Source organism: Komarekiella delphini-convector SJRDD-AB1 (assembly GCF_014831675.1).
In the GTDB taxonomy this organism is placed as follows: domain Bacteria; phylum Cyanobacteriota; class Cyanobacteriia; order Cyanobacteriales; family Nostocaceae; genus Komarekiella.
The window spans coordinates 225534-238083 of sequence record NZ_VJXY01000006.1 but is presented as its reverse complement, the minus strand read 5'-3'; the positions used below and the strand labels follow the sequence as shown (position 1 = coordinate 238083).

Below are 12550 nucleotides of genomic sequence, written 5' to 3'. Positions count from 1 at the left end.
AATAGTTTATCTTGTTCCTCTTGAGTTAGGCTAACAGTATATTTAGCTGACATAACTTTTAAAAGTGTTTTCATACCATTATTTCACCTACAGAGCAACCTGTCAAAATAACTTTGGTGGACTACTACTTCATCTTTGGTTGTGACATTAGCTCTGAGTTGAAAATTTGATTCTTGGGTAATTTTTCTGGCAACGTTAGTAACTATTTGTAGGGGACGGGCAATTAACCTACTGGTATATAGTGCTAATAAAGCTGCGATCGCAGCTGATAATAGCATACTTACAACAATTACTTTAATTCGGAGTTTTTGGGCGTTATTAAAATTAATATGTGCTTGTTTATTTTAAATTTTAGAATATCCTATAATCCGAATTAACTCATCTGAAAGCTTCTCAAATTCAATAGAGATATTAACTTCTTTATTGAAAAAACAAAGTAAGTTCCGCCGTTTCCTAAGTTTGAATGATATTACAAATGCAAAATTTCTTAGCTGTTATTAGTAATACACTTGTAAAGTTTATTGCTTTTTTGTATGGTAGCTTCTGTAAAATTACGCAAATAAATTTTATAAATTTGAAAATTCTGGCTGTTTGAAATTATTCTTGTTGCTTAATGATTGTTTTTAAGACTAATAAATGATAAATGTATTTAGCAATGCTGAGTTAATTAAAGTTAGGAATTAGGAGTTTTTAATTGATTTACTCCTAATTCTGAACTTTTCTACAACTTTAAATTCCAAGCTGCAAAAGCTAAAGCACCCCAACCGGCAAGAAAAGCTGCGCCGCCTAGCGGTGCGATCGCTCCTAAAGATTTAACACCACTTAAGCTGAGGGTGTACAAGCTTCCTGAGAAAATAGCAATGCCAATGATAAATAACCATCCACTTGCTACAAGGCTGGGTGGAGGGGACTCGGTGCGACTAATTAGTACTGCTACAAGCAAAAGTGCTAAGGCATGATACATTTGGTAGCGAGCGCCAGTCTCAAAAATTTCTAGGGAGCGCTCACTAATTTTTTCCCGCAAGGCATGAGAAGCAAAAGCACCAGCGGCAACAGACAAACCGCCTAAAACGGCAGCTACGCTCAAAAAAATCTGCGTCATTAGACTTAGCCGGAATTTGGTGTAAAATTTGACAGGGCTAAAGTATAAATCCTTAATTGAATTTAGACTTCAAAATGATATGATACAGCCCCCTCTTCACTCACCTTAAAATTAGCATTGAATTCTTTAGCTTTTTTATCTAGATATTGTCTGGCGTCGGCTGCTGGTAATTGTGATTGCATAGCAAAGCCAAGTACCGTCATACGTCCATTATTTTCTTCCAACATCTCATAAAAAACTGATTGCAGGCGATCGCTAGCTTGTTGATTAAGTGCCTTTTTTTGCTGCCGACTTTGACTGTACAATCCCAATGCTAACCATCCCCCCAATATTAAGGTAGGAACACCAAAAACCAGACCACCGACGGCAGTATTATCATCTTGATAAGTAGGATTTTGTGCCGTAAAATCATACTCATCTTTGGGATATACGTTTATCTTGTTTGTAGCATTTTTTTCAATTACCGCTGAGACTGATAACGTTACAAACATGAATCCGAGTGTGAGTAGCCAGCCTGCGGCCAATTTTTCAGCAGTCTTCATATTTCAACTTCAGATTTTAACTTTGCTAGCGATTCTAACTTTACTTTCGCAAAGGTTCCAGTATCTCAATCCAGGCTTTTTAGCTATTACACCTCACTGTTTCGCTAATTCCAACACCTTGAAAAAGCAGAGTTATTCAGCGCGTAGTATGAGATACCCAGCAATCATGTAATATTTTAATATACTTATTCCCTGTAAAAATTCGGCGTTACACAATTTCAAAATGATGAGCGTAGTGTAAACATCCTACGCCTTCCAAAAATGCAAGAACAGGTAAAACGTCTATCGTAAGAATGCATCAACATTATCCCGCCAATATACAAGACTAAAAATTCAACATCAAAGACTTTACAAACCAAAAAAGCGGTGCTCAGTAGACCTAGTGCAGATATTACTATGATACCATTACCGTCTCAGAGAAATCCTTACATCATTGGTCGTCCGATTAGCGAACCGGAACTATTTTTTGGGCGAGAGGAAGAATTATCGTTTATTGAGGAAAACCTCAAACGAGGCGAAAAAGTCATATTAGTGCATGGTCAAAGACGTATTGGTAAGTCATCCTTGCTTCATAAGATTTCTAAATGCATCAAACTAGATAAGTTTGCTTTTGTTACCTTTGATTTAGAGCATTATAGCCAAGAAAAAATTGAGTATCTCTTAGAGAACTTAGCGGAAACCGTGATTGAACAATTAGAAATTACTCCAGACAAAGTAGTAATACCTAGAGTCCCACAAATCAAAGAACAAAAAGATATTTTTTACACAAAATTCTTGCATCAGATTTATGAATACTTGAAAGCGACTAATTTAGTATTGCTTTTAGATGAATTTGATGCTTTAAACGATAAAAATATAGGTGCAACATTAGAATCGTTATTTAAGCAGTTAAACCATGTTGTTTATCAACATAAAAGATTATTTGTAATTATTTTTTCTGGTAGACAAACCACAGATATATCAAATTTAATAGAAATATTTCAGAATGTACCTATTGTAGAAGTTGGATTGCTAGATGACGAGAGTATTAAGCAGTTGATTATCAAACCTGCTGCGAATTCTCTCAAGTATGAACCACAAGCTATACAAGCAATTACGAATTTATCCGCAGGACATCCGTACTTTATTCAAGTTTTATGTTTTGCAATTTTCAACAGAGCGCGAGAACTAGAAAAATGGCAAGTCACTGAAGAAGATGTAGAAACTATTGTAGACAAAGCTATTGAACTCGCGGAAGCTGGCTTTGCATGGTACTGGGAAGCTTTATCTGTAACAGAGAAAATAGTTTTTTCTGCTGTGGCGGAAGCGCAAAGAATAGCTGTTAAAAAGAATGACCAAGAACTAGAGGAAGACCCCTTAACGCTCTTGGAAGGTAATGATGTCTTGTCAAGATATTTGCTAGATGAACTAGCTAGAGAATTAACATATAAGGGTTTTTTAAACGAGCAAGGCAATAAAATAAGAATAGAATTAGTCCGCCGTTGGTTACTGCAACGTCATCCGTTATGGGATGAAATGAGGGAATTAGAGAAACTAGATCAACAAAAATTTGACCAGACTTCTAAAACACTTAATCAAACACCTCAAATAAGTAACATTAGAAACGAACCAATAAGGCAACAGCAAAGTAGTATTATTGAAAACAGTGATTTGAATCACCATCCTCAAAGTTTTAATCATCATGTATCTGCTGTCAAAACTGCAAAACCTAAAAATTATTTTACTAAGCGTGAAGTCTGGTTAGTTGCTGGAATCATTCTCTTAGGAGCAGCTGCGATCGCTTCTTTTATGATCATGATTTATTCCTCAAGGCAGAGCGATCGTCAAGATGAAGCGCAGAACTTGATATCAATTGCAATATCTAGCAATAGTGCTGAGTGCTAAGTCATGCGCTTACACTCAGCACTCAGAACTACTGAAGTGTCGCTTCTAACAGACGGGAGAAATAGAAGCGAGTCCGAGTCATTGACTGTCTTTGTACTGAAAAACCGTTACTTTCTAAGATTTTCACCACATCAGCCTCACGATGCAAATAAGCACGAGTGGCTTTACTTGCTCCAGGAAAGAAACTGCCAATTTTCTTGAGTATACTCAGAGCAAAAGTCTTCGGTGCAAAACTGAGAATTATCCGCGACTGTGCCAAAGAACAAAGGTGAGAAATCATCTCATCTGCTTTTTCTTGAGGATAGTGGATGAGAACATCCAAGCAAATAACAGTGTGGTAACTACCATTCAATGATTCCAAATCTTGCACGGCAAAAGTGGGATTTTCCGCGTTACCCAAGGTTTCTAAGGCTCTATCCTTGGCTTCTGTCACCATTTTTTCCGAAATATCGCTGGCATAAACCTTAGCGCCATCTGCCGCCAAGGGTATGCTGAGACTACCTACACCACACCCTGCATCGCAGATTGATAGCTCTGCTAAATTATTATCAGCTTTCAACCAGCCAAGAACTGTATCTACAGTTTGCTGGTGTCCATTGCGGATGTCTAGCTGGACTTTGTTGACTTCGCCATCGCCGTATATCCGCCTCCAACGGTCGAACCCTGTGGAATTGAAATACTCACGAACTATTGTTTTATCGTCGGTTGCGTTCATAAACTGTGATTTTTTAAGGTTCCCAATGCTTAAAATTATCATTGATAGGAACCCACAAGAGCGGTATTGCAGATTTTTCTATTTGTTTAGTTTGGCTCAGACTTGAATCTGGAGACATTTACGGATTTTTGCATTAAATCTAATTTCGATATCTTTATCTCACAAATATCATTATTTTCTATTCAAAACTTTGACTCAGCATAAATTTTGATTTATTTCAATCAAAAGTTTTTATTTTTATATAATTTCACTATTTATAATTTGTAGATAACATTTATAAGTTTTTAAATATCGATTATTTTAATAACAGACACTTACACTTTTATTTCTATCTATAGATGTGAATAACGCCTTTCTTAAGGTAGAGTTGTGAGTGCGATCGCAACATTTATGCTATTAAAGCTTTAACAAAAGGTAACTAATGATACTAAATAATCTAATAAAATTAAGCAATAATTCATGTGCTTTTTATTTATAATTAACTTTAACATTTAGGTTGACTAATTACCAATGATACCAAACTCCCTAACAGACAGTCCTATAATTGCATTTACAATTCTTCTGACAGTAATTTTTACTGTACCTCCTATATTTGAGCGACTCCGACTTCCTGGATTAGTGGGATTGCTTATAGCAGGTGTAGTTTTAGGACAAAACGGGCTAAAGCTATTAGATTCTGAATCTGACACTGTCAAATTACTCTCTGATATTGGCAAGATTTATTTGATGTTCGTAGCGGGTTTAGAAATTGACTTAGAGCAATTTCGTAAAACTAGAAATCGCTCAATTGGATTTGGTTCTTTGACATTCATAGTACCGATGATTGCTGGCATTCTTGTAGGGCGTATATTCAATTTTGGTTGGAATGCTTCAGTCCTAATTGGTTCTTTGCTTGCCTCTCATACTCTCTTAGCATACCCAATCGTGAGTCGCTTAGGAGTTGTAACAAACGAAGCTGTAACAGTGACAATTGGTGCAACAATTTTTACTGACACGGGTGCTTTGCTAGTGCTAGCAATTTGTGTTGGTATTCATGGAGGAGAATTCTCAGCTCTAAGTTTAGCGACTTTGTTGGGTGGATTAGCAATTTACTCTGTTGTTGTTTTATTTGGCTTTGACTGGGCAGGAAAAGAGTTTTTTCGTCGCTCTGGGGATGAACAAAGTAATCAATTTTTGTTTATATTACTAGCATTATTTTTAGCATCTGTTGGAGCACAGGTAATTGGAGTTGAGAAAATTGTTGGTGCATTTTTAGCAGGATTAGCTGTCAATGATGTTCTAGGACGTAGCCCAGTCAAAGAAAAAGTTGAGTTCATTGGTAGTGTATTATTTATCCCTTGTTTCTTTGTAGACATGGGATTGTTAATTAATATTCCTGCATTTATTAAAACCCTCAGTTCAATTTGGCTGACGCTAGCAATTGTAGTGGCTTTGATTGGCAGCAAATTTATAGCGGCATTTTTAGCCAAATTGTTTTACCGCTACAATACAATGGAATTTTTGACCATGTGGTCATTATCTTTACCGCAGGTAGCAGCTACACTAGCAGCAACGTTGGTTGCCTATCAAACTGTAAATCCTGCTGGTGAAAGGCTAATCAGTGAAGGTGTTTTAAACAGTGTGATTGTCCTAATGCTGGTTACTGCAATTCTCGGCCCGGTAATCACAGCTCGATTTGCTAGCGCGTTACAGTTGACCCCCACAGATATAGGAACAGATAGTCTTACAACTTGGTGGGATTATGAGACTCAGCAGGTAGAACAACAAGATCCATTTACTGTAGTAGTGCCGATTTACAATCCTCAAACTCAGCGCTTTCTGATAGAAATGGCAGCACTTCTAGCTCGTCATGAATCTGGGCGGATTGTGCCATTAGCTATTACTAAAGCACATATTCACATGGATGATCCGCAGTTAGTCACAGCACTAGAACAAAATCAAAAAAGATTGAATTTAGCTAGAGAAATCAGTCAAGAATTTGACGTAGAAGTATCACCTGCAATTCGGATTGATGATGATGCAGCTTTGGGAATTAGTCGTACCAGTCGAGAACAAAACTCTAGTTTAATCGTGATGGGTTGGTCGCGAACAACAGGTTTGCGTGCCCGTTTATTCGGTAGTGTAATTGATAGCGTCTTCTGGTCTTCTCACTGTCCGGTAGCAGTAACACGCTTGTTAAGTAGTCCTACAACAATTCGTAAAATTCTCGTACCAGTCGGAGACTTAACGCGTCAAACCATAGGTGCTGTGCGGTTTGCTCAAATTTTGGCTGATGTCAATCAAGCTGAGGTAGTGCTATTACATGTGTGCGATCGCAAAATACCCCAAACCTTGGTAGAAAAATTTGCATCTCAATGGACTGATATCGTTGCTAAAAGTCAGTTACAGGTGAGTACAAACATTCAAGCAATTAGGGGTGATGATGTTGCTAGAGTCATAATTCAAGAAGCTAAAGCGTTTGATTTAGTAGTTTTACGTTCTGTTCGTTATCGTACAGCAGGGGGATTAGCCGTCAGCCAAGTGACAACGCAGGTCATTAAAGAATTGAAGTGTTCAATTGTATTGCTGGGAGAACCTAACTCGTAATTTAGAAGTCAACACAAGTAAAAAGAGAAAAGCAAAAACAGAATTTTTATTTTACCCTTTTACTTTTGACTTCAAGATGCTAAGACTAACCACACCCAGCATTATCGATGAATAGTTGAGGTAAATTGCGATCGCTTTTCAGCAAATTGCACGGGAACCACAAAGAGCGATCGCTTCTACAGATTTTTCGGATAAAGTAAGAAACGCCCGCCGCAGTCACTTTTTATAAACTTATGCCGCCGTTTCACTCTCTTTACGGGCTGTTACAAAGAACATCGTAACATCGTTCCAATAGCCTTCTTCGGTTGCAGCTTTATTTATTTGTGTAAAGTATTCCTGCTTACAACGCTCCAACTGTTCCTTTGACCATTTCACATCCTGAAGCCCGAATGCACTCTTAGCATTTCCAGTCCAAGCACTTTCCATATCTTGCAAGTAGAAGCCAAATTGCTCAGTTGTGATTCCTATCTCTTCAAACCCAATCATTTCAAGCAGTTGACAACACCGCTTAGGCGTTCCAAGTAACTCATTGGGATTCGGTATAGTGATGCCGTATCGCTGTACCACTGTCCGAAACAAGACAGACGCAGTTGGAGAGGTTTCAGCAAGACAAGAAAATGCAACAACTCCCCCTGGTTTCAAAGCATTGTACCATTGACGAAGTGATGTCGGAATATCTGTGAAGTAGACAATCGCGGATGAGCAAAGGATGGCATCAAATTGGCCCTCCTGCAATTCTTGTTCATCTGCATCCACTACCTCAAATTTAGTATTTGTTAGTCCCAATGCCTCAACCTTCTGCTGGGCTTGCTGCAACATTTTCAAAGCAAAGTCAGTCCCTAAAACACGACCTGTAGAACCAACAACCATCGCCGCAGCAATAGCTGCTAAACCAGTTCCAGTAGCGATATCTAGAACGTGCTGACCTGATTGTAATTTTGCTAACTCTACTAATCGAGTTGCAGCCCGTTTATGAAACTCATTCTCGTAGTTTAGACGGCTATTGAAGTCATTGAGAATTTGCTGTTTGTAAGCGCTTAACGATGAGTAAGTCATAAGGATCACCGTGCAATTTTGGAAAAATTGTATATTAAGGAATAGGGTGAGCTGCGACCAAGCCAATCGCGTGGCTCAACCAAGCACCTCACCAAATAGTCAGGTTATCTCTTGAGGGGTTAGGATTTCGACTTTGCCGGAGCGATTGATTTTATAGGAAATATCTTATACTTAATCAAATGAAAAAAGTTAAGGTATAGTTAGCATTTCTTCTAAAAAATTTAACATTAAATTAAATCGAAAATATTATCACTGTCCATAACATTTCGCTGATAGACATTATTTTTATTTTTAGACGCTACAATCGGAAATTTACCCGAAATAACTTCATTTTTAAAGCTAATTTACAGTAATTTACGCACCAAATTAGCTATAACTACCGCTCTGTAAACTTAAATAGCCATACATAATATTAGGCTTTTTTAGCTTTTTATTGGAAAATTGCTTCTTCAAGAGAGAGAGCAAATCTTGAAAATATAAATAGCAAGGACAAAGGGAAATCTGAATTCTTAACTTGCATGATATTTTGCCTAAACAAAATCAAAAGAATTAACAATCAAATCTAAGCTTTGTTCATTTGAAATATAAACTTTATCTTGTATAGTTTTATTGAGTGTGGTCTTCGCTATTTTTTACTTTGATTTTAATGAGTTGAGGTTTGATTAAATCAAAGTATTTTAATTTATATTTAACTTACTTCCCAGCAAGTTCTAACTAGCTATCAAAAATAGATATCTAGTTGGAAAATCATGTTTCTTTATTGAAGATGAAAGTCACAAAATACTTTCATTCATGTCGTTGATATTTCTCTTCCTAGAGGAATTTCACTTTGAATAATGGGAATTTAATTCTGATGGCAACTTCTGAAAATAGCAATCAAACTGTTGGTTCACAAGGTACTAGCAATAATTCAACTGGAAATAACAATTTTTCTTTCAGTGACGGCAAATGGCAGTCGAGTGATGGTAGCACTTTAAGTAGTGCTGGTGGCTTCGGTGGCGCTAGTAGTGGTAATAATACTTTCGCTTCCTTCAGTGGTGGTGGCAACTCATCCACCGATACTAATAATCCGTTCAATCAACTAATCAAAGTCGTTGGCGGTGATACTAGCGCATCTGGCGCTAACCCTTTTGCAGGTGGTAGCACATCTGGTGCTAACAATGCCAATCTCCCCGGTAACTTACCATTTGGTAGCACTCCCCCCTCAAAAGAGAGTGGTAGCAACCTACCTGAAACTGGTAACGGTCTACCTGTACCTTATAAAAGTGACAACTGGATATCTGATATTCAAAACTTAGATGGTGCAAACGCTACCGGCAACATTGGTCAAGGTAACGGTAACTGGTTATATGGTAGTGACAACACAACCGATGGTAATGGTAACTGGAACTTTGGTAGTGGCAACACAACTAACGGTAACGCTAACTGGAACTATGGTGATGGTGGCAAAACTGAGGGTAATGGCAACTGGGGCTTTGGTAGCGATAACAAAACCGATGGTAATGGTAACTGGAACTTAGGCAATAACAACGACATCTTTGGTAATGCCAATACACAGACTGGTAAGAACAATGACATCCTTGGTAGCGGCAATACTGCCAATGTAAGTAACAGCAATCTGCTTGGAAACCGGATTGAAGCCAGTGGTGATGGCAAAACACTCGTTGGTAATGAAGGCTGGAATTTCTCTGCTAGTGGCGAATTGAAATCGTTAGGTAGTAGTACTCCCAGCCAAGCGATCGCTACTGATATCATCAGTTTACTTGGCAGTCCTGACCTTGTAACATCCGCCATATCAAATCCAGGTTACAACAACCCGAATTATGATTTCTCTGCCACAGTCTAAAACTTTCTAGCAGACCATCGCCAGGAGTTGCATCAGTCAGCCTGTCTACTGTGGCGATAACCGTTGATTGCGGACTTGAGTTGATTCACATTTTGAATTAAGTAGGTTGATTGAATTAAATATAAAAGTAGGTGTGTTACCGCAAAGCGCTTAACGCACCATTTCTAGTTTTTGGTGCGTTACTACTAGGATTTACGCACTGAAGGCTGAAACCTAGACCCCCCTTAGCCCACGCCAGTCGCTTATGGGGAGCCACCCCCTTGCGGAGGTTGCCGACGCTCGTTCGCGCAGCGTGTCGCAGACAAGACTCGCTCTCAGCGTTGGCGCAGCCTCAAAGTAGAGAAGCCATGCCGTTGGCGATCGCGCAGCGTGTCGCAGACAAGCCTCTCGAACAGAAGGCTTTACGCTGCGCTATCCGTTGTGGGGAGTGGCGGGGAAACCCCCTTGGCGCAGCTTCAAAGTAGAGAAGACCGCGCTGGCTCCCCTTCAAAAGGGGGGAATTTATAAAGCCCCCTTTTTAAGGGGGTTGGGGGATCTGAGTACGTAAGTTCTGACTACTATCTTTAAAAAAATCTCTGCGGATACTGGGCGTTTAATGTTGTACATTTTCATTGACATAATTCACATAGTATGTTCATAATTATAGTTTGTGGAAACTTTACCTCATAATATAAACGCTTGGCTAACGTCATTGTCATAGGTGCCCAGTGGGGCGATGAAGGAAAAGGTAAAATAACAGACTTACTCAGCAGTTCCGCAGATGTTGTGGTACGTTACCAAGGGGGTGTCAATGCTGGACACACTATTGTAGTAAAGGGTCAGACCTTTAAACTGCACTTAATTCCCTCTGGTATCTTGTATCCAGATACCGAATGTATTATCGGTTGTGGGACAGTTATTGATCCTCAGATTTTAATAGCAGAACTCGACCAATTAAAAGAACTAAATATTTCCACTGACCACCTGCTGATATCTGAGACAGCCCACGTAACAATGCCTTATCATCGGTTGATTGACCAGGCATCGGAGGAGCGACGGGGAAGCCATAAGATCGGCACGACCGGTCGAGGCATCGGCCCGACTTATGCTGATAAATCTGAACGTACAGGCATCAGGATTTTAGATTTGATGGATCCTGATGGGCTACGTGAGCAGTTAGAGTGGACGATCAATTATAAAAACGTCATTTTAGAAAAACTTTACAACTTGCCGCCCCTAGATACAAAAGAAGTAATTGACCAGTATTTGGGGTATGCGGAACGTTTACGACCTTACGTTGTAGATACATCGTTGAAAATATACGATGCAATTTTGCGACGGCGCAATATCTTGTTTGAAGGCGCACAAGGTACACTTCTCGACCTAGATCACGGAACTTATCCCTATGTCACCTCCTCTAATCCTGTTGCTGGGGGGGCTTGCGTTGGCACAGGGCTAGGGCCGACAATGATTGACCGGGTAATTGGCGTGTCGAAAGCATACACAACACGAGTGGGAGAGGGGCCATTTCCCACCGAACTAGATGGAAAACTGGGAGAATTGTTGTGCGATCGCGGAGCCGAATTTGGCACAACCACCGGACGCAAACGGCGCTGCGGCTGGTTTGATGCTGTAATTGGTCGCTATGCTGTCAGGATTAACGGCATGGATTGTATCGCGCTCACTAAACTCGATGTCCTCGATGAATTAGAAGAAATCCAAGTTTGTGTCGCCTATGAAATAGATGGCGATCGCTGCGATCATTTCCCCACCAGTGCCCGTCGGTTTGCCCGATGTCGCCCTATCTACAAAACTTTACCAGGATGGCAGGTATCAACAAGCCACTGCCGCACCCTGGAAGACTTGCCAAAACAAGCACTGGACTATCTCAAATTTCTGGCAGAATTAATGGAAGTCCCGATCGCGATCGTCTCTTTAGGAGCAAGCCGCGATCAAACCATAATTGTAGAAGACCCCATCCACGGCCCCAAACGTGCTTTATTGCACGCCGACGGTACACCCGCCTCTCTGCTAAGTGCCAGTCAGTGCTGAGTACTGAATTCTGTTAGCGGATAGCGATGGTTTAGCCCGTGCTGAGCAGAGACGCTGTATCCTATCTCCCGTCTCCTATCTCCCGTCTCCTATCTCCCGCCTCCCGTCTCCCTACAAATAACAACTAACAACTCCTATGGCTCTCACAGTCGAATGTCAAAAGCGACCAGAAGGTAGCAAACCCAGAGCTTTGCGCCGTTCTGGAGAAATACCCGCCAATTTATACGGTCATAAAGGTACAGAGTCAATTTCTTTGACTATTAATGCCAAAACCGTTGAGCGTTTGCTCAAAAAAGCTTCAGTCAACAACACCTTGATTGATTTAAACGTTACTGATATACCTTGGCGGGGCAAAACCTTGCTGCGGGAACTTCAGATACATCCAGCAAAAGGTACACCTTACCACCTCAGCTTTTTTGCGGTTGCGGGTCACGGCGACACCACCGTGGAAGTACGGCTACGTTTTGTCGGAAATGCTGTTGGTGTGAAACAAGAAGGTGGTGTGTTAGACACCGTGATCACCGAATTACAAGTGAGTTGTGCCCCTGAGAATATCCCAGATGTTATTGAAATTGATGTCTCTAATATGCAAATTGGAGACAGTTTGCATATCCATGAGATAGTCTTTCCTGAAGGTGTGACTGCTTTAGCTGAACCAGAGCGACTCGTTGCCAGCGTTTTACCACCACAAATCAACGATGATACTGTGACTGAAACAGAAGTTTCTTAAGCTACGTAAAGTATGTAATGATTTTTGTGATACCAGGGGGAAACTCCTGGTTTTTTTG

Annotated in this window: 12 protein-coding genes; 6 read left to right on the top strand and 6 right to left on the bottom strand. The window is 40.0% G+C overall.

The window, feature by feature from the left end:
- Positions 1 to 83: 83 nt before the first annotated feature.
- From FNW02_RS08445 to FNW02_RS08435, 3 genes are all read right to left on the bottom strand, one after another.
- Complete coding sequence (locus FNW02_RS08445) at positions 84 to 278, bottom strand: hypothetical protein (protein ID WP_191757092.1); 195 nt, start codon at positions 276 to 278, stop codon at positions 84 to 86.
- Positions 279 to 721: 443 nt separating this feature from the next.
- Positions 722 to 1102 carry a DUF423 domain-containing protein gene (locus FNW02_RS08440; RefSeq protein WP_191757091.1) on the bottom strand — a complete coding sequence of 127 codons (381 nt, stop codon included), beginning with the start codon at positions 1100 to 1102 and terminating at the stop codon, positions 722 to 724.
- Between the two features lie 62 nt (positions 1103 to 1164).
- Positions 1165 to 1644 carry a hypothetical protein gene (locus FNW02_RS08435; protein ID WP_191757090.1) on the bottom strand — a complete coding sequence of 160 codons (480 nt, stop codon included), beginning with the start codon at positions 1642 to 1644 and terminating at the stop codon, positions 1165 to 1167.
- Positions 1645 to 2040: 396 nt separating this feature from the next.
- Here FNW02_RS08435 and FNW02_RS08430 point away from each other — a divergent pair, with 396 nt between their 5' ends.
- The gene (locus FNW02_RS08430) at positions 2041 to 3528 is read left to right on the top strand and encodes an ATP-binding protein (protein ID WP_191757089.1); all 1488 of its coding nucleotides are present in this window, start codon (positions 2041 to 2043) and stop codon (positions 3526 to 3528) included.
- Positions 3529 to 3556: 28 nt separating this feature from the next.
- Here the strand turns inward: FNW02_RS08430 and bchM are convergent, their stop codons facing one another.
- Entirely contained in the window at positions 3557 to 4243 is a 687-nt protein-coding gene (bchM, locus tag FNW02_RS08425) for a magnesium protoporphyrin IX methyltransferase (protein ID WP_191757088.1), read from the bottom strand.
- Positions 4244 to 4753: 510 nt separating this feature from the next.
- Here bchM and FNW02_RS08420 point away from each other — a divergent pair.
- Positions 4754 to 6829 carry a cation:proton antiporter domain-containing protein gene (locus tag FNW02_RS08420; protein WP_191757087.1) on the top strand — a complete coding sequence of 692 codons (2076 nt, stop codon included), beginning with the start codon at positions 4754 to 4756 and terminating at the stop codon, positions 6827 to 6829.
- A gap of 85 nt (positions 6830 to 6914) precedes the next feature.
- On the opposite strand, the gene FNW02_RS39515 is transcribed toward FNW02_RS08420, so the two are convergent.
- Both FNW02_RS39515 and FNW02_RS08415 read right to left on the bottom strand, forming a co-directional pair.
- On the bottom strand, positions 6915 to 7049 hold the full coding sequence (locus FNW02_RS39515; protein ID WP_263627724.1) for a hypothetical protein: 135 nt from the start codon (positions 7047 to 7049) through the stop codon (positions 6915 to 6917).
- An 11-nt stretch (positions 7050 to 7060) separates the two neighbouring features.
- A complete protein-coding gene (locus tag FNW02_RS08415) occupies positions 7061 to 7885 on the bottom strand; it encodes a class I SAM-dependent methyltransferase (RefSeq protein WP_191757086.1) in 825 nt (274 codons plus the stop codon).
- Between the two features lie 853 nt (positions 7886 to 8738).
- Between FNW02_RS08415 and FNW02_RS08410 the strand changes: the two genes are divergently transcribed.
- From FNW02_RS08410 to FNW02_RS08395, 4 genes are all read left to right on the top strand, one after another.
- Positions 8739 to 9731, top strand: a complete 993-nt coding sequence (locus FNW02_RS08410) for a hypothetical protein (protein WP_191757085.1) — start codon at positions 8739 to 8741, stop codon at positions 9729 to 9731.
- Between the two features lie 269 nt (positions 9732 to 10000).
- Positions 10001 to 10195 (top strand): hypothetical protein, encoded by a 195-nt coding sequence (locus FNW02_RS08405; RefSeq protein ID WP_225225512.1) that lies wholly within the window; start codon positions 10001 to 10003, stop codon positions 10193 to 10195.
- A 214-nt stretch (positions 10196 to 10409) separates the two neighbouring features.
- Positions 10410 to 11762, top strand: a complete 1353-nt coding sequence (locus tag FNW02_RS08400) for an adenylosuccinate synthase (RefSeq protein ID WP_191757083.1) — start codon at positions 10410 to 10412, stop codon at positions 11760 to 11762.
- Between the two features lie 136 nt (positions 11763 to 11898).
- Complete coding sequence (locus FNW02_RS08395) at positions 11899 to 12492, top strand: 50S ribosomal protein L25/general stress protein Ctc (RefSeq protein ID WP_191757082.1); 594 nt, start codon at positions 11899 to 11901, stop codon at positions 12490 to 12492.
- Positions 12493 to 12550 lie beyond the last annotated feature (58 nt).

Coding starts and splice junctions, on each gene's coding strand:
- FNW02_RS08395 (WP_191757082.1), top strand. CDS start 11,899: ATGGCTCTCACAGTCGAATGTCAAAAGCGACCAGAAGGTAGCAAACCC.
- FNW02_RS08445 (WP_191757092.1), bottom strand. CDS start 278: ATGCTATTATCAGCTGCGATCGCAGCTTTATTAGCACTATATACCAGT.
- FNW02_RS08440 (WP_191757091.1), bottom strand. CDS start 1,102: ATGACGCAGATTTTTTTGAGCGTAGCTGCCGTTTTAGGCGGTTTGTCT.
- FNW02_RS08430 (WP_191757089.1), top strand. CDS start 2,041: ATGATACCATTACCGTCTCAGAGAAATCCTTACATCATTGGTCGTCCG.
- FNW02_RS08435 (WP_191757090.1), bottom strand. CDS start 1,644: ATGAAGACTGCTGAAAAATTGGCCGCAGGCTGGCTACTCACACTCGGA.
- FNW02_RS08410 (WP_191757085.1), top strand. CDS start 8,739: ATGGCAACTTCTGAAAATAGCAATCAAACTGTTGGTTCACAAGGTACT.
- FNW02_RS08415 (WP_191757086.1), bottom strand. CDS start 7,885: ATGACTTACTCATCGTTAAGCGCTTACAAACAGCAAATTCTCAATGAC.
- bchM (WP_191757088.1), bottom strand. CDS start 4,243: ATGAACGCAACCGACGATAAAACAATAGTTCGTGAGTATTTCAATTCC.
- FNW02_RS08420 (WP_191757087.1), top strand. CDS start 4,754: ATGATACCAAACTCCCTAACAGACAGTCCTATAATTGCATTTACAATT.